At 64.8% G+C, this 15583-nt stretch carries 16 protein-coding genes; 9 read left to right on the top strand and 7 right to left on the bottom strand.

Annotated features, from left to right (window positions below; all coding sequences use genetic code 11):
- The first annotated feature begins 37 nt into the window (after positions 1-37).
- The gene (locus tag M2339_RS09105; RefSeq protein ID WP_264586839.1) at positions 38-1975 is read left to right on the top strand and encodes a potassium transporter Kup; all 1938 of its coding nucleotides are present in this window, start codon (positions 38-40) and stop codon (positions 1973-1975) included.
- 228 nt (positions 1976-2203) lie between these two features.
- Here the strand turns inward: M2339_RS09105 and M2339_RS09100 are convergent, their stop codons facing one another.
- Together M2339_RS09100 and M2339_RS09095 are read right to left on the bottom strand one after the other, a co-directional pair.
- Positions 2204-2812, bottom strand: a complete 609-nt coding sequence (locus M2339_RS09100) for an NTP transferase domain-containing protein (protein WP_264586840.1) — start codon at positions 2810-2812, stop codon at positions 2204-2206.
- A complete protein-coding gene (locus tag M2339_RS09095) occupies positions 2812-3729 on the bottom strand; it encodes an XdhC family protein (protein WP_264586841.1) in 918 nt (305 codons plus the stop codon). The genes M2339_RS09100 and M2339_RS09095 overlap by 1 nt, the downstream gene beginning before the upstream one ends.
- A 145-nt stretch (positions 3730-3874) precedes the next feature.
- Here M2339_RS09095 and M2339_RS09090 point away from each other — a divergent pair, with 145 nt between their 5' ends.
- From M2339_RS09090 to M2339_RS09080, 3 genes are all read left to right on the top strand, one after another.
- The gene (locus M2339_RS09090) at positions 3875-4348 is read left to right on the top strand and encodes a (2Fe-2S)-binding protein (protein WP_264586842.1); all 474 of its coding nucleotides are present in this window, start codon (positions 3875-3877) and stop codon (positions 4346-4348) included.
- The gene (locus M2339_RS09085) at positions 4345-6594 is read left to right on the top strand and encodes a xanthine dehydrogenase family protein molybdopterin-binding subunit (protein ID WP_264586843.1); all 2250 of its coding nucleotides are present in this window, start codon (positions 4345-4347) and stop codon (positions 6592-6594) included. Before M2339_RS09090 ends, M2339_RS09085 begins: the two co-directional genes overlap by 4 nt.
- 192 nt (positions 6595-6786) lie before the next feature.
- The gene (locus M2339_RS09080; protein ID WP_264586844.1) at positions 6787-7068 is read left to right on the top strand and encodes a DUF427 domain-containing protein; all 282 of its coding nucleotides are present in this window, start codon (positions 6787-6789) and stop codon (positions 7066-7068) included.
- A gap of 533 nt (positions 7069-7601) precedes the next feature.
- Here M2339_RS09080 and arsC read toward each other — a convergent pair.
- The 5 genes from arsC to aroQ form a co-directional block, all read right to left on the bottom strand.
- The gene (gene arsC, locus M2339_RS09075) at positions 7602-7940 is read right to left on the bottom strand and encodes an arsenate reductase (glutaredoxin) (RefSeq protein ID WP_264586845.1); all 339 of its coding nucleotides are present in this window, start codon (positions 7938-7940) and stop codon (positions 7602-7604) included.
- 28 nt (positions 7941-7968) lie between these two features.
- Complete coding sequence (locus tag M2339_RS09070) at positions 7969-8499, bottom strand: GNAT family N-acetyltransferase (protein ID WP_264586846.1); 531 nt, start codon at positions 8497-8499, stop codon at positions 7969-7971.
- Positions 8496-9848 carry an acetyl-CoA carboxylase biotin carboxylase subunit gene (accC, locus tag M2339_RS09065; protein ID WP_181559119.1) on the bottom strand — a complete coding sequence of 451 codons (1353 nt, stop codon included), beginning with the start codon at positions 9846-9848 and terminating at the stop codon, positions 8496-8498. The genes M2339_RS09070 and accC overlap by 4 nt, the downstream gene beginning before the upstream one ends.
- A 13-nt stretch (positions 9849-9861) precedes the next feature.
- Positions 9862-10350, bottom strand: a complete 489-nt coding sequence (accB, locus tag M2339_RS09060) for an acetyl-CoA carboxylase biotin carboxyl carrier protein (RefSeq protein ID WP_264574769.1) — start codon at positions 10348-10350, stop codon at positions 9862-9864.
- Positions 10351-10448: 98 nt separating this feature from the next.
- On the bottom strand, positions 10449-10892 hold the full coding sequence (gene aroQ / locus M2339_RS09055) for a type II 3-dehydroquinate dehydratase (protein ID WP_264569796.1): 444 nt from the start codon (positions 10890-10892) through the stop codon (positions 10449-10451).
- A gap of 91 nt (positions 10893-10983) precedes the next feature.
- Between aroQ and thiS the strand changes: the two genes are divergently transcribed.
- The 5 genes from thiS (at position 10984) to leuC (ending at position 15546) form a co-directional block, all read left to right on the top strand.
- Positions 10984-11988: a sulfur carrier protein ThiS gene (gene thiS / locus M2339_RS09050; RefSeq protein WP_181559122.1), complete on the top strand. Its 1005-nt coding sequence runs from the start codon at positions 10984-10986 to the stop codon at positions 11986-11988.
- 117 nt (positions 11989-12105) lie between these two features.
- Positions 12106-12288 (top strand): CsbD family protein, encoded by a 183-nt coding sequence (locus tag M2339_RS09045; protein ID WP_264586847.1) that lies wholly within the window; start codon positions 12106-12108, stop codon positions 12286-12288.
- A 206-nt stretch (positions 12289-12494) separates the two neighbouring features.
- Positions 12495-13202 carry a CoA transferase subunit A gene (locus tag M2339_RS09040; protein WP_264569800.1) on the top strand — a complete coding sequence of 236 codons (708 nt, stop codon included), beginning with the start codon at positions 12495-12497 and terminating at the stop codon, positions 13200-13202.
- Positions 13202-13837 carry a CoA transferase subunit B gene (locus M2339_RS09035; RefSeq protein ID WP_264576204.1) on the top strand — a complete coding sequence of 212 codons (636 nt, stop codon included), beginning with the start codon at positions 13202-13204 and terminating at the stop codon, positions 13835-13837. The genes M2339_RS09040 and M2339_RS09035 overlap by 1 nt, the downstream gene beginning before the upstream one ends.
- A 266-nt stretch (positions 13838-14103) precedes the next feature.
- The gene (leuC, locus tag M2339_RS09030) at positions 14104-15546 is read left to right on the top strand and encodes a 3-isopropylmalate dehydratase large subunit (protein WP_264586848.1); all 1443 of its coding nucleotides are present in this window, start codon (positions 14104-14106) and stop codon (positions 15544-15546) included.
- The last annotated feature ends 37 nt before the right edge of the window (positions 15547-15583 follow it).

Raw genomic sequence — 15583 nt, 5'->3', positions numbered from 1 at the left:
GGGAAGCGCGATTGATGATTGCGAGTCAGGCGGGCAAGTGAGCCCTACCGATCAGCCACGAGACTTTGCGGCGGGGAATCCTGCGGCCGCTGGTCATGGGCACGGCCCGGACAGCCTGCGCAAGATGGCGCTGGCGGCGATGGGTATTGTCTTCGGCGACATCGGCACCAGCCCGATCTACGCCTTCCGCGAGACGTTCGCGGGGCACCACCCGCTCGCGCCCGATGCGCTGCACATCTACGGCGTGCTCAGCCTGATCTTCTGGTCGATGATGATCGTCGTGACGATCAAATATGTCTCGATCATCATGCGGGCCGACAACAAGGGGCAGGGCGGCAGTCTGGCGCTGCTCGCGCTGGTGAACCGCCGCAGCGGCCGCAAGCGCTGGACCGGGCCGATCGTGATCCTCGGCGTCTTCGCGACCGCACTCTTCTACGGCGATTCGATGATCACCCCGGCCATGTCCGTGCTGTCGGCATCCGAAGGTCTCATCACCGTCAACGCGCATTTCGCGCCACTGGTTTTGCCGATCTCCGTGGCGATCCTTATCGGCCTGTTCGCTATCCAGTCGCGCGGAACGGCGCGGGTCGGCCAGCTTTTCGGGCCGATCATGCTGGTCTATTTCGCGACGCTGGCGGGCCTTGGCATCATGCATATCGCCACCGATCCCGCGATCCTGCTGGCGCTCAATCCCTGGTATGCCTTCCAGTTCTTCCTGACCGACAAGTTGCTGGCCTTCCTCGCGCTCGGCTCCGTCGTGCTCGCCGTCACCGGCGCGGAAGCGCTTTATGCGGATATGGGGCATTTCGGCCGCAATCCGATCCGGGTCTCCTGGCTGTTCTTCGTGTTGCCCGGCCTCATGCTCAATTATCTGGGGCAGGGGGCGTTCATCCTCTCTCTGCCGGCGGATCAGGTGGATCACGCGATCCGCAATCCTTTCTTCCTGCTCGCGCCGGAAGCCTTCCGCCTGCCGCTCGTCATCCTCGCCATCGTTGCGACGATCATTGCCAGCCAGGCCGTGATCACCGGCGCCTTTTCGCTCACCCAACAGGCGATCCAGCTCGGCTTCATTCCGCGCCTCAAGATCAAGCACACCAGCGCCAGCGCGCAGGGGCAGATCTACATCCCGGTCATCAACTGGGGTCTGATGGTGATGGTGATCCTGCTGGTGCTCTCGTTCCGCTCATCCAGCAATCTCGCCGCGGCCTATGGTATCGCGGTGACGGGCGCGATGTTCATCGACACCTGCCTGCTCGCGGTGCTGCTGCTCTCGCTGTGGAAGTGGAACCGCCTGCTGGCCTATGGCGCGCTGGCGATCTTCTTCATCGTGGACATCGCCTATTTCGGCGCCAATCTGACCAAAGTGCCGGATGGCGGCTGGTTCCCGCTGCTGGTCGGCCTGGTGATCTTCACCATGCTCACCACCTGGGCCAAGGGCCGTGGGCTGATGGTCGATCGGCTGAGCGAAGCGGCCATGCCGATCCCGGTCTTCGTCGCCTCGGCCGCCAACAGCGCCGTGCGGGTGCAGGGCACGGCCGTGTTCATGACCTCCACCTCGGATGGCGTGCCGCATGCGCTGCTGCATAATCTCAAGCACAACAAGGTGCTGCACGAGCGGGTGGTGCTGCTGACGGTCAAGGTGCTCGATGTGCCGACGGTCGATGCCTCCTATCGCTATCAGGTCGAGGATCTCGGGCGTGGCTTCTATCGCGTGCTGATCCATTACGGCTTCATGGAAGAGGCCGACGTGCCCGCTGCACTGGCGATGGTGGAAGGCTGCGGCCAGCCTTTCCGCATGATCGAGACGAGCTTCTTCCTCACGCGCCAGACCCTGCTGCCGGCCGCCCGACCCGGCATGCCGATCTGGCGCGAAAAGCTCTTCGCTTGGATGCTGCGCAACGCGGAAAGCCCGATGGAGTTCTTCCGCCTGCCGACCAACCGCGTGATCGAGCTCGGTAGCCAGCTGGAGATTTAAGGGGGGGCATCGAGAGGGCATCGCTCCGCAACTCGAGATTTCTCTCGTGCTCGTGCGAAGGCAGGAGCTCAGGGCGGTAAAGCGCTTCAATCAATCAGCCGACTTGAACCCGATACGCTCGGCATGTGCGCGAACTTTCTCTATACGTCGCCGTGGTTCTCAAACGCCCTGGGCTCCTGCCTTCGCAGGAGCACGGGAAGGGTGATGCTGCCGGGATTGAGAGTGCGCTCAGTCCGGAGCTTTGCTCTCCGTGTTCGTAACCATGGCCCGCGCCCACGCGAGGTCTTCCGGCGTATCGACATCCAGCAGCAGCCGTGCGTCGGCGTTCACCAGCGCAGACCCTGTGGCGAGCCCCTGCGCACCCCGATCTCCTTCAAGCGCTTGGAGATCAGCGAAAGCCCGCGCCGGAAACAGCGCGGGCGGTTGAGCAACGCCTTCGGGCGAACAAGAGAAGACAGCGGACGCTCCATCCGTCGCAAACTGCCCAAGCACCGCATCCAGATGCTCGGCCGTGACAAACGGCATATCCGCGAGCAGCACCATCAACGCCGAGGCTCCGGCTTCCTGCGCCGCCGCCGCCGCCAGACCCAAAGAGTGCGCCATCCCCACTTCTGGCCGAGAATTGACGACCAGCCGATATTTCGGTGCATGGCTTCCCCAGTCCACGCCCGCCGGCGCCACCAGCAGATGATGGGTCGCCTCTACCGTCAGCCCGGTCTCAGCCGCCCAGCCGATCAATGCGCGTCCGCCGAGGTCCGCCACCAGCTTGTCCGCCGTGCCGAAGCGGATCGAGCGCCCCGCCGCCAGCAGCGCCACGGCGAGGCCGGGCAGCGCCATCAGCGGGCCCCGCGAAAGGCCGCGACCATGCCGGCGGCGATGGAGAGGGCAATCTCCTGCGGACCAAGGCCGCCGATCGGCAGGCCGGCCGGCCCGTCCACCCGGCGCAGCTCGTCCGCGCTTACCCCCGCCGCCGCGAGCCGCTCCAGCCGCCGCGCATGATTGGCACGCGATCCGAGCGCGCCGATATAGCCGGTCGACTGCGCCAGCGCGGCGATCAGGGCCGGGTCATCGATCTTGATGTCGTGGCTGAGCGTGACCACCGCGCAGGCGGCATTCGGCGCGAAGCTGGCGACGGCATCGTCCGGCCAGGCGTCGCTCAGCGTCACGCCGGGGAAGCGCTCGGCGCTCAGGAAGCGTTCGCGTGGGTCGTTGACCGTCACCGCCATACCGAGCGTCTGCGCGATGGCTGAGAGCGCCTGGCCGATCTGCACCGCGCCGACGATCAGCAGCTTTCGCGCCGGCTCGTAGAGATTGACGAACTGCCCCGCCTGCGTCCCTAGCCGCGCCTTGCCGGTCGTAAGGTCGGTGGAGATGGCGACCGCCTTGCCCGCCGCGCGGCCCTGCGCCACCGTCTCGAACAAGGCCGGCGCAAAGCCCGCCTCGCTCACCGGCTGCACGAGCACGCCGATCTGCCCGCCGCAGGGCAGGCCCGGCTCCCACACGCTGGGGTCGGTGCTGCCGAAATAGCGCAGGCCGGTCTCCCCCTTCGTGATCGCCCGCTCGGCCATGGCGAACACGTCATATTCCACACAGCCGCCCGAGATCGATCCGGCAAAGCGTCCATCCGCCGCGATGAGCATATGCCCGCCGCGCGGCCTTGGCGCGGAACCGGAGGCTTCCACGACGGTGGCGAGCGCCATGGGCTGGCCGGCCCAGTCGCGCGCGGCGGTGATGATGGCATCGATATCGTTCAAGCGCTGGTCCTGTGTCGGGGTGGGTGCCGGGGTGCCGCTGCCATCTCTCGCCTGCCTCATTATTGCAAGCCTACGGACATTGACAATGGGGCGAGAGGAGCGGCAATGTCGCCGCTTATCGAGACATTGCGGAGGGAGAAGCGGCATGGCCACCGAACTGATGGTCAACGGGCAAAAAAGGCAGGTCGAAACCGACCCCAAGAAGCCGCTGCTCTGGGTGCTTCGTGAAGATCTGGACATGGTCGGCACCAAGTTCGGCTGCGGCATGGCGCTGTGCGGCGCCTGCACGGTGATGATCGACGGCCAGGCCGTGCGCTCCTGCACCACGCCGGTCGGCACGGCGGCGGGCAAGCAGATCACCACCATCGAGCATGTCGCGACGACGCCGGTCGGCAAGGCCGTGAGTGAGGCCTGGACCCAGCTCGATGTGCCACAGTGCGGCTATTGCCAGGCCGGGCAGATCGTCTCCGCAACGGCTTTGCTCGCCAAGACGCCCAAGCCCACCGATCAGCAGATCGATGCGGCGATGAGCGGCAATATCTGCCGTTGCGCGACCTATTTGCGCATCCGCAAGGCCATCAAACAGGCGGCTGGCCTCGAAGAGGGAGCCGCCGCATGAACGCGCCCCTCAACATGAACCGCCGCGGGCTGCTCAAGGCGACGCTGGTCGGCGGCGCGGTGCTGGCCTTCGATGCGCGCTTCGCCTTCGCGCAGGCGCCGGGCGAGAAGGCGGTCATCATCAACGCCTACATCCGCGTACTGCCGGACAACCGCTTCGTGATCGGCTCCAAGAACCCGGAGATCGGCCAGGGCGTCAAGACGATGCTGCCGATGCTCATCGCCGAGGAACTGGATGTCGACTGGACGCAGGTCACCGCCGAGACGACCATTGCCGACGAGAAGACCTACGGGATGCAGGTCGCTGGCGGCAGCTTCACCACGCCGATGAACTACCTGCCCATGCGCCAGATCGGCGCGGCGGCGCGGCAGATGTTCATCAAGGCAGCGGCGGCGCGCTGGGGCGTGCCGGAAGACACGCTCACCACCGGCGGCGGCCGCGTCTCGCAGACGTCCGGTTCGCCGACGGCCAAGCACAGCGTGACCTATGCCGAGCTGGCGGCGGAAGCCGCGAAGATCGCCGCGCCGGACCTCAAGACCGTGCCGCTTAAAGACCCGGCGAGCTTCAAGATCATCGGCAAGTCCAAGATCGGCGTCGATACGCCGGCCATCGTGGCGGGCAAGCCTTTGTTCGGCATCGATGTGAAGAAGCCCGGCCTGCTCCACGCCGCGATAGAGGCATGCCCGGCTTATGGCGGCACGCTCACCAGCTTCGATGAGGCGGCGGTGAAGGCGCTTCCCGGCATCATCGCCGTGGTGCCGCTCAACAGCGGCTACAATCCCAAGGGACCGCACGATGCGGTGGCTATCGTGGCGGAAAGCTGGTGGGTCGCCAATCAGGCGCGCTCGGCCCTGAAGCCGGTGTGGAATATGGAGGCGCAGAAGCGCTTCTCCAGCGCGGCTTTCAAGGCTTCGGCCGAGGCCAAGATGGCGGCTGCGCCGGAAGGCTCGATCCACAAGGCCGGCGATGCCGCCAAGGCCATGGCCAGCGCGGCAAAGACCGTCACCGCGCGCTATGAATATCCCTACATCGCCCACGCAACGCTTGAGCCGCAGAACTGCACCGCGCTGTTCAAGGACGGCAAGATCGAGTTCTGGGCGCCGACTCAGCTCCCGGCGGACGGGCGCAAGGTGGTGTCCGAGGCGCTCGGCATCGCGCCGGAGGCGATCACCATCCACATGACGCGCATCGGTGGCGGCTTCGGCCGGCGGCTGATGAACGATTACATGGCGCAGGTCGCGCAGATCGCCAAGGCGCTGCCAGGTCGGCCGATCAAGATGATCTGGACCCGCACCGACGATCTGCGCCACGATTTCTTCCGGCCCGGCGGCTGGCATGATTTCAAGGCCGGCATCGATGGCTCGGGCAAGCTCGTGGCCTTTACCGACCATTTCATCACTTATGGCAAGGATGGCAAGCCGGACACCGGCGCCGCCATGACTGCGACGGAATTTCCGGCGCCCCTGCTGGCGGATGTCGATCTCTCGGTCTCCTATGTCGAGAGCAACGTGCCGACGGGCTATCTGCGCGCGCCGAGCTCCAATGCACTGGCCTTTGCGTTCCAGAGCTTCCTCGATGAGGTGGCACTGGCCGGCGGTCTCGACCTGCCCGAGCTGATGCGTCGCACGCTGGGCGAGGCGCGGCTGATGAAGCATGGCAACCGCCCCGGCATGGATGGCAGCGTACCCGAGTTCAACACGGGCCGTGCCCGCGCGGTAATCGACAAGGTCTGCCAGATGGCGGGCTGGAAGGGCCGCACCGGCGGGGATGCCGGCGCCAATGTTGGGGACGGCGTGCGCAAGGGCCGGGGCTTTGGCTTCTATTACAGCCATCGCGGCTATTTCGCCGAAGTGGTGGATGTGACCGTCGCCAAGACCGGGAAGGTCAGCGTCGATAAGGTCTGGGTTGCGGGCGATGTCGGCCGGCAGATCATCAACCCCATCAACGCGCTGCATCAGGCGCAGGGCGCGGTGATCGACGGGCTGGGCCAGGCGCTGTCCGGCCAGAAGATCGAGATCAAGGATGGCGCGGCCAACCGCACCAACTTCCACGATTACCCGCTGCCCCGCATCGTCGATGCACCGGCGGACGTGGTGGTCGAATGGGTGATCTCGGACAATGATACGACCGGCCTCGGTGAACCGGCCCTGCCGCCGGTGATCCCGGCGATCATCAATGCCATTTTCGCCGCCACCGGCAAGCGCATCCGCTCGCTTCCCGTGGTGCCGGCGGACCTGGCGGTCTGAGGGGAGGGCGGGGGAGGATGTTTCTTCCCCCACCGTCACCCCGGACTTGATCCGGGGTCCAGCTTTCTCGTGACCGGCTGGTCAGAGCAAGGGCGCATAAACCAGCGGGACCCCGGATCAAGTCCGGGGTGACGTGCGTTGGGAGGACGGGGCGGGTCTCTTATCACCCGCCGGACCTTAAGGAGACACCGCATGGTCGAAGCCCGCTGGAACGGCGCCGTCATTGCCCGCAGCGAGGAGACGGTCGTCGTGGAAGGCAATCACTATTTCCCGGCCGATGCCGTCGATCCCGCCATCCTCCGCCCGAGTGACACGACGACGGTCTGCTCGTGGAAAGGCACGGCACATTATCATAGTCTGCATGTCGATGGCGCCGACAATCCGGATGCCGCCTGGTATTATCCCGATCCCAAACCCGAGGCGGAAGCGATCCGCGACCGTATCGCCTTCTGGAAAGGCGTCGAGGTCGGCTGACCGTCGGCACCGTTACTTGCACCACGCTCGGATCCGGAAGCAGACCGCTGCCAGAACTACCAAGTGTCAGACACAGTCAGGCAACGGTTAAGAGCATCAATCTGTGCTTGAGTGAGCGGCCGCAGGGCTCTGACCGAAACTCGAGCAGAGCCGCTCTGCCGGCGCCAAGTTAAGATTTGTCCTTCGGCGGTTCGATAATGAAAGGCCTCGCCTACAGTCCCACCGGCGCGCGTCGAGAATGGCTCATATACGGATAGCGGACCTAAAAATTTTGTTGCTGTGGCGCCATGCATACAGGCTTCAAACTGCAAGCGAGCCACTTCCGTCGAGATTTCCAGAACTCTAGGCGGCGGGCCAATCGTCCACTCGAAAATAGCGGTTTTGAAAGCAAACACCAAGCCGCCCAAGACGAGCGCAAGCCCCACTGTAAATGTGCATCCGAGTTGCGAACTCGGCTGTTCCGCAAAGCTCACGGGTGTCGTGAACTGAGGAAGGCCGAGCTGTCAGCACTGAGCAACAACCACCTAATCCCTCTACAAAATCTCCCGCACCGTCTCCGGCGGACGGCCCAGCCGCACGCCTTTTTCGGTCGCCACCAGCGGGCGTTCGATCAGGATGGGGTCGGCAGCCATGGCGTCGAGGATGGCGGCGTCGTCCGCGTCCTTGAGGGCCTTGGCGCCGTCCTCGGCCTTGCGCAGGCCCTCGCGCGGGGTGAGGTCCGCGCGCTGATAGAGGGCGGCGAGCGTGTCGCGGCTCGGCGGGGCCTTGAGATATTCGACGATCTCCACCTCGACGCCCGGCGTTTCCTGCAGGATCGCCAGTGCCTCGCGGGATTTCGAGCAGCGGGGGTTGTGGTAGATGGTCGCCTTCATCGCCTGATCCTTTTCGTTTGCCCGTCCGTCAGGCCGTCTGGTCGTCGCAGGGCAAGGCCCGCTGCATGTAGATGGTGTCCAGCCAGCGGCCGAATTTATAGCCGACCTTCTCCATGCGTCCTGCGTGGCGAAAGCCCTGGCCGGCATGGAGCGCGACCGAGGCGTCCTCGCCGCCGGCGATCACGCCGAGCATCTGGGTGAAGCCTGCCGCGCCGGCTGCGGGGATCAGCGCCGCCAGCAGCGCTTTGCCGATGCCCTGGCCGGTCTTCGCGGGATGGAGATAGACGCTGTCCTCGCAGGCATGAGCGTAGGCGGGGCGGTCGCGGAATTGCGCGGCATAGGCATAGCCGATCACCGCGCCGTTCTCATCTTCCGCAACGAGGAAGGGCCAGCCCCGCTCAGCGAGATGCGCGATCTTCTCGCGCCATTGCTCGGCCGTGGGCGCCTGCGTATCGAAGGTCGCTGTGCCATGCTGCACATGATGGGCGTAGATCGCCGTGACGGCCTCCGCATCCGCCGGGGCGACCGGACGGATGCGCAGTGGCGGTTGTCCGCTCAATCGACCTTCTGCCGCTCCAGCCATTCTTCCAGCCACTTGATGCTGTAATCGCCATTCTGCACGTCCGGGTCGGCAATGAGCTTCTGGTGCAGGGGGATGGTCGTCTTCATGCCCTCGATGACATATTCCTCAAGCGCGCGCTTGAGGCGCATCAGGCAGCCCTCGCGGGTGCGGCCATAGACGATCAGCTTGCCGATCATGCTATCGTAATAAGGCGGCACGCTATAGCCCTGATAGAGCGCGCTTTCGACGCGCACATGCATGCCGCCGGGGACGTGGAGCATCTGCACCTTGCCGGGGGAGGGCATGAACGTCACCGGGTCTTCCGCATTGATGCGGCACTCGATGGCGTGGCCGTGGAACTCCAGCTCGTCCTGCGTCACCGAGAGCGGCTTGCCCTCGGCAATGCGGATCTGCTCGCGCACCAGATCGAAGCCGGTGATCATCTCCGTCACCGGATGTTCGACCTGAATGCGGGTGTTCATCTCGATGAAGTAGAATTCGCCATTCTCGTACAGGAATTCGATGGTCCCCGCGCCGCGATAGCCCATGTCGGCCATCGCCTTGGCCACGAGCGTGCCCATGCGATTGCGCTCGGCCGATGAAATGACCGGGGAGGGCGCTTCTTCCAGCACCTTCTGGTGGCGCCGCTGCAGCGAGCAGTCGCGCTCGCCCAGATGGATGGCATTGCCCTTGCCGTCGCCGAAAATCTGGAACTCGATATGGCGCGGATTGCCGAGATATTTTTCCATGTAGACGGTGTCGTCGCCGAACGCCGCCTTGGCCTCGCTCTTGGCCTGGGACATCAGGCTCTCGAACTCGTCTTCGGTGGGGACAACCTTCATGCCGCGCCCGCCGCCGCCGGAGGCCGCTTTCACGAGCACCGGATAGCCGATCTCTCTCGCGCGCTGCTTGGCGTCTGCAATGTCCTCGATCGCGCCGTCGGTGCCCGGCACAAGCGGCAGGCCGAGCGCGCCGGCGGTGCGCTTGGCTTCCACCTTGTCGCCCATCACGCGGATATGCTCGGGCTTGGGGCCGACGAAGATGATGTCATGCGCTTCCACGATTTCCGCGAAACGCTCATTTTCGGACAGGAAGCCATAGCCCGGATGGATCGCATCCGCGCCCGAGATTTCGGCGGCGGAAATGATCGCGGGAATGTTGAGATAACTGTCTTTCGCAGCGGGGGGGCCGATGCAGATGGCTTCGTCGGCCAAGCGCACATGCATGGCGTCCGCGTCCGCGGTCGAATGCACGGCCACCGTCTTGATGCCCATCTCATGGCAGGCTCGGTGGATGCGCAGGGCGATCTCGCCGCGATTGGCGATCAGCAGCTTCTCGATGCTCATGGCTGGCGTGTCCTCACGCGACCACGATCAGCGGCTGGTCATATTCGACCGGCTGGCCGTTTTCGACCAGCACAGCCTGGACCGTGCCGGCAGAGGGCGCAGTGATCGGGTTCATGACCTTCATGGCCTCGACGATCAGCAGGGTCTGGCCCGCCTTCACCGCGTCACCGACCTTGACGAAGGCGGGGGCGTCCGGCTCAGGCGTCAGGTAGCAGGTGCCGACCATCGGCGATTTGATCGTGCCGGCGGCGGGACCGGCCGCGGGGGCCGGTGCAGCGCTTTCCACGGGCGCAGCAGCAGCCACCGGGGCTGCCGGTGCGGGCGCAGCGGCCATCGGCGCATAGGTCGCGCTCTGGGCGGCGGGGGTGCGGGCGACGCGGATCTTGCGGTCGCCGTCTTCCACCTCGATCTCGGTGAGGTTCGTCGCGTCCAGCATTTTCGCCAGTTCGCGCACCAGCTTAACGTCCACCTGCATCGAGCCTTCGTTGGTCTTGTCGGCCATTGGTCTTCCCTTTGAGAAAGCTTTATTCTGTTCTGGAGTGGGGCTGGGGCCTATTGCCCTTCGCCCGATAAGGCAACCGTTTGCACGCCCTGTCTGGTTCAATCCATCTCAAGCGCCGCTTCCAGCGCCAGCATATAGGAGAGCGCGCCGAAGCCCGCGATCGATCCGCGCGCGGCCATGCCGACATAGCTATGATGGCGGAAGCTCTCCCGCGCGGCGGGGTTGGAGAGGTGAACCTCGATCACCGGCACGGTGATGGATTTGATCGCATCGTGCAGCGCCACGGAAGTGTGCGTGAGGCCGCCCGCGTTCAGGATGACGGCCATCGCTGCTTCCGCATTGGCCTGATGTAGCCAATCGATCAGATGGCCCTCATGATTGGACTGGCGGAAATCCAGCTCCACGCTGGCGCGCCGGGCCTCGTCTTCCATGCGGTCGGCAATGTCGTCGAGCGTATCATAGCCATATATCTCCGGCTCACGCGTGCCGAGCAGGTTGAGATTGGGGCCATTGAGGACATAGATTTTTCGCGCGGCAGTCATGGGGCCATCCGGTCCTTGTTGGTTGCGAGCCTTGGGCTCCACCCTATATGGCGTGGCGAACGGCTCTCAAAGCGAAAGGTGAACACACGGCATGAGCGCGGACGGAACGATCGGCATCCGGGTCAATGGCGAGCATCGCCGCGTGCGCGCCGGGCACAGCATAGCGCATCTGGCCAATGAGCTTGGGCTGGCGCCCGAGAAGGTGGCGGTCGAGCGTAATCTGGAGGTCGTGCCGCGTGCGAAGCTGGCCGATGTGATCGTCGAGGATGGCGATGAGCTGGAGATCGTGCACTTCGTCGGCGGCGGCGATGGATCGCCGGTACTGGCCGATGATAGCTGGAGCGTGGCCGGGCGCACCTTCCGCTCGCGGCTGATCGTCGGGACTGGCAAATATCGCGATTTCGCCGAGAACGCCGCTGCCGTCGAGGCATCGGGCGCGGAGATCGTCACCGTGGCGGTGCGGCGGGTGAATGTGTCCGACCCCAAGGCACCGATGTTGACCGACTTCATCGACCCCAAGAAGATCACCTATCTGCCGAACACCGCTGGCTGCTTTACCGCTGAAGACGCGATCCGCACGCTGCGACTGGCGCGCGAGGCGGGCGGCTGGGATCTGGTGAAGCTGGAAGTGCTGGGCGAAGCCCGCACGCTTTACCCGAACATGGTCGAGACCATCCGTGCGACGGAAATCCTCGCCAAGGAGGGCTTCAAGCCGATGGTCTACTGCACCGACGACCCAATCGCCGCGCAGCAGCTGGAGAGTGCGGGCGCGGTGGCGATCATGCCGCTCGGCGCGCCCATCGGCTCGGGCCTGGGCCTCCAGAACCGGGTGACCATCCGTCTGATCGTCGAAGGCACCAAGCTCCCGGTGCTGGTCGATGCCGGCGTCGGCACGGCCTCCGATGCAGCGGTGGCGATGGAACTGGGCTGCACCGGCGTACTGATGAACACCGCCATTGCAGAAGCCAAGAACCCGGTGCTGATGGCCGCTGCCATGAAAGCGTCGGTCGAAGCTGGACGCATGGCCTATCTCGCCGGGCGCATGGGGCGACGCATGTATGCCGACCCCTCAAGTCCGCTCGCTGGCTTGATCTGAGCCAGGCGCGGCCAACCGCTGGTCGTATTTGTCGGAACCAGCCGCCTCCCAACTCGTTTGATTTTCAGACGGTCGGATCGTCCGGCCGTAGCAGAATTCAGCGATTGGAGACCTATCATGGGTGAATTGATCGACAAGGCCAAGGGTGCCGTCAACGAAGCAGTCGGCAAGGCCAAGCAGGAGATCGGCAAGCAGCGCAACGATCCCGATCAGCAGGCGGAAGGTCTCGGCCAAGAGCTCAAGGGCAAGGGCCAAGGCCTCAAGGGCGCCGTGAAGGGAGCCCTCGGCGACCGGGTCTGACCCCAAGCCGTAACGCTCAAGCGTTTGATGAAAGGTCGTACTCGCAGAAGCGAGTGCGGCCTTCATTGTTTATGTCCGAGCAGGCAGCGATCACCCGGTATGGTTCGGTTTCCCTACCGCTTCATGCAATCCGGGCATTTGACCGTCCGGTCCCGCGCTCTTATGGGCGGATCAGCTTTCGCTCCATCCGTGCCAAGGAGACACGCGTGAAGAAACTCTATCCCGATGCTGCAGCCGCTCTCGATGGCCTGCTCCACGACGGAATGCTCATTTGCGCCGGCGGGTTCGGCCTGTGCGGTATTCCCGAGCGCCTGATCGACGCGATCCGCGATTCTGGCGTGAAGGATCTCACCTTCGCCTCCAACAACGCCGGCATCGACGGCGAAGGGCTGGGCAAGCTGCTGCGCACCCGCCAGGTGAAGAAGATGATTTCGTCCTATGTGGGCGAGAACAAGGAGTTCGAGCGGCAGTATCTGGCAGGCGAGTTGGAGGTGGAGTTTTGTCCGCAGGGCACGCTGGCCGAGCGCTGCCGGGCCGGCGGTGCGGGCATTCCGGGCTTCTACACCAAGACCGGTGTGGGCACGCAGGTTGCCGAGGGCAAGGAAACCAAGATTTTCGACGGGCAGGAATATGTGCTCGAGCGCGGCATCTATGCCGATCTGTGCATCATCAAGGGCTGGAAGGCCGATGAAGCGGGCAACCTGATTTTCCGCAAGACCGCGCGCAATTTCAACCAGCCGATGGCCACCGCCGGCAAGATCTGCGTCGCGGAAGTCGAGGAAGTGGTGCCCGTCGGCAGCCTCGATCCGGACAGCATCCATCTGCCCGGCATCTATGTGAAGCGCATGATCGTCGGTGCGCCCTATGACAAGAAGATCGAATTCCGCACTGTCCGCGAAAGGGAGGCCGCATAATGGGCTGGTCACGCGATGAAATGGCCGCGCGCGCCGCGAAGGAGCTTCAGGACGGCTTCTATGTGAATCTCGGCATCGGCATCCCGACCTTGGTCGCCAATCACATCCCGCCGGGCGTGGAAGTCACGCTGCAGAGCGAGAACGGCATGCTCGGCATCGGCCCGTTCCCTTATGATGACGAGGTCGATCCCGATCTCATCAATGCCGGCAAGCAGACGATCAGCGAACTGCCGAGCAGCGTCTATTTCTCCAGCGCCGACAGCTTCGCGATGATCCGCGGCGGCCACATCGATCTCACCGTGCTGGGTGCGATGGAAGTCTCCGAGAAAGGCGACATCGCCAACTGGATGATCCCCGGCAAGATGATCAAGGGCATGGGCGGCGCGATGGACCTCGTCGCCGGCGTCAAGAAGATCATCGTGGTGATGGAGCACACCGCCAAGGACGGCAGCCCCAAGTTCATCCCGGAATGCACCCTGCCGCTCACCGGCCGGGATGTGGTGGATATGATCGTCACCGATCTGTGCGTCTTCCAGCGCGTTTCGCACGATCAGCCCTTCCGCCTCGTGGAGCTGGCGCCGGGTGTTACCGCCGAGGAAGTCGCGGCCAAGACGACGGCGCATTACGTCTCGTAAGGCGTCGGGTTAACGCGCGGTAGTTACCTCTTCTCTTCGGAGGAGGGGCAGTTCCGGAGCGCTTCGCTGCCCCACCAATACTCCGTCATCCCGGACTTGATCCGGGATGACGCTTCTTATTCAGCGATCGCGCGCTAAGGCAGCGGGACCCTGATCAAGGCCGGGGCGACCAGGGGAAGAGCGCCGCGCGCGCCATTGAAACGGACTTCGACCGCCCGATATAGGGGCTTCCCCCCCGACCGCGACAGATGTAGGGCAGCCCCATTATGACCCAGGCCCGCACCCTTTATGAGAAGATCTGGGACGCGCACGTCGTCGAGAAGCGCGACGATGGCACGTGCCTTGTCTATATCGACCGCCACCTCGTCCATGAAGTGACCAGCCCGCAAGCGTTCGAGGGCCTTCGTCTGGCTGGCCGCAAAGTGCGCCGTCCCGATCTCACGCTGGCCGTGCCGGATCATAACGTGCCGACCACGGCGCGGGTGGATGCGCAGGGCAACCGCATCCCCATCGTCAACAAGGAGAGCGCGCAGCAGCTCGCCGCGCTGGAGCGCAATGCGCCCGAGTTCGGCATCCGCTATTTCGGCGCGACGGACATCAATCAGGGCATCGTCCATGTCGTCGGCCCCGAGCAGGGCTTCACGCTGCCCGGCATGACCCTGGTCTGCGGGGATAGCCACACGGCCGCGCACGGCGCGCTGGGCGCGCTGGCGTTCGGCATCGGCACCAGCGAGGTCGAGCATGTGCTCGCCACGCAGACGTTGCTGCTCAAGCCGAGCAAGACGCTCGCCATCGAGGTCGAGGGCGAGCTGGGCTATGGCGTCACCGCCAAGGACGTGATCCTCGCCGTCATCGGCCGCATCGGCACCGCCGGCGGCACCGGCCATGTCATGGAATTCCGCGGCTCGACTTTCCGCGCCATGAGCATCGAGAGCCGGCTGACCGTCGCCAATATGGCGATCGAGGGTGGCGCGCGCTCGGGACTCTTTGCGCCGGACGAGAAGACGTTCGACTATATCAAGGGCCGCCCGATGGCGCCGCAGGGTGCCGATTGGGAGCGCGCGGTCGCCTATTGGCGCACGCTGGTGACCGACGAAGGCGCCGTGTTCGACAAGCATGTGCGGCTGGAGGCGAGCGAGATCGCGCCGACCGTCACCTGGGGCACCAGTCCCGAGGACGTAGTGCCGATCACCGGCGTCGTGCCCGATCCGGAGAGCTTTGAGGACCCCTCTAAGCGGGAAGCTGCGGCCAAGTCGCTCGCCTATATGGGCCTCACCGCCGGCCAGCGCATGGAAGACGTGCCGGTCGAGCATATCTTCATCGGCAGCTGCACCAACAGCCGCATCGAGGATCTGCGCGCGGCCGCGTCGGTGCTCAAGGGCCGCAAGGTTGCCGACGGCATCAAGCAGGCGCTGATCGTGCCCGGCTCCGGGCTGGTCAAGCATCAGGCCGAGGCCGAGGGGCTGGATCGCATCTTCATTGAGGCCGGGTTCGAATGGCGCGAGCCGGGCTGCTCCATGTGCCTGGGCATGAATCCGGATCGTGTGCCCAGTGGTGAGCGTTGTGCCTCCACCAGCAATCGCAACTTCATGGGCCGGCAGGGGCCGGGTGCGCGCACCCATCTCGTCTCGCCGGTGATGGCCGCCGCCGCCGCGATCAGGGGTCGACTTGCGGACGTTCGCGAACTAATGGTGCCCGAGCAAGCGTAAGGGGACGCAATGAAAGTCATTTTCTGGATTTTGGTCG

The organism is Sphingobium sp. B2D3C (genome assembly GCF_025961835.1).
Classification (GTDB): Bacteria; Pseudomonadota; Alphaproteobacteria; order Sphingomonadales; family Sphingomonadaceae; genus Sphingobium.
This window is presented reverse-complemented; position numbering and strand designations above follow the sequence as displayed.

Coding starts and splice junctions, on each gene's coding strand:
- M2339_RS09100 (WP_264586840.1), bottom strand. CDS start 2,812: ATGGCGCTGCCCGGCCTCGCCGTGGCGCTGCTGGCGGCGGGGCGCTCG.
- M2339_RS09090 (WP_264586842.1), top strand. CDS start 3,875: ATGGCCACCGAACTGATGGTCAACGGGCAAAAAAGGCAGGTCGAAACC.
- M2339_RS09085 (WP_264586843.1), top strand. CDS start 4,345: ATGAACGCGCCCCTCAACATGAACCGCCGCGGGCTGCTCAAGGCGACG.
- M2339_RS09080 (WP_264586844.1), top strand. CDS start 6,787: ATGGTCGAAGCCCGCTGGAACGGCGCCGTCATTGCCCGCAGCGAGGAG.
- arsC (WP_264586845.1), bottom strand. CDS start 7,940: ATGAAGGCGACCATCTACCACAACCCCCGCTGCTCGAAATCCCGCGAG.
- accC (WP_181559119.1), bottom strand. CDS start 9,848: ATGAGCATCGAGAAGCTGCTGATCGCCAATCGCGGCGAGATCGCCCTG.
- accB (WP_264574769.1), bottom strand. CDS start 10,350: ATGGCCGACAAGACCAACGAAGGCTCGATGCAGGTGGACGTTAAGCTG.
- aroQ (WP_264569796.1), bottom strand. CDS start 10,892: ATGACTGCCGCGCGAAAAATCTATGTCCTCAATGGCCCCAATCTCAAC.
- thiS (WP_181559122.1), top strand. CDS start 10,984: ATGAGCGCGGACGGAACGATCGGCATCCGGGTCAATGGCGAGCATCGC.
- M2339_RS09045 (WP_264586847.1), top strand. CDS start 12,106: ATGGGTGAATTGATCGACAAGGCCAAGGGTGCCGTCAACGAAGCAGTC.
- M2339_RS09035 (WP_264576204.1), top strand. CDS start 13,202: ATGGGCTGGTCACGCGATGAAATGGCCGCGCGCGCCGCGAAGGAGCTT.
- leuC (WP_264586848.1), top strand. CDS start 14,104: ATGACCCAGGCCCGCACCCTTTATGAGAAGATCTGGGACGCGCACGTC.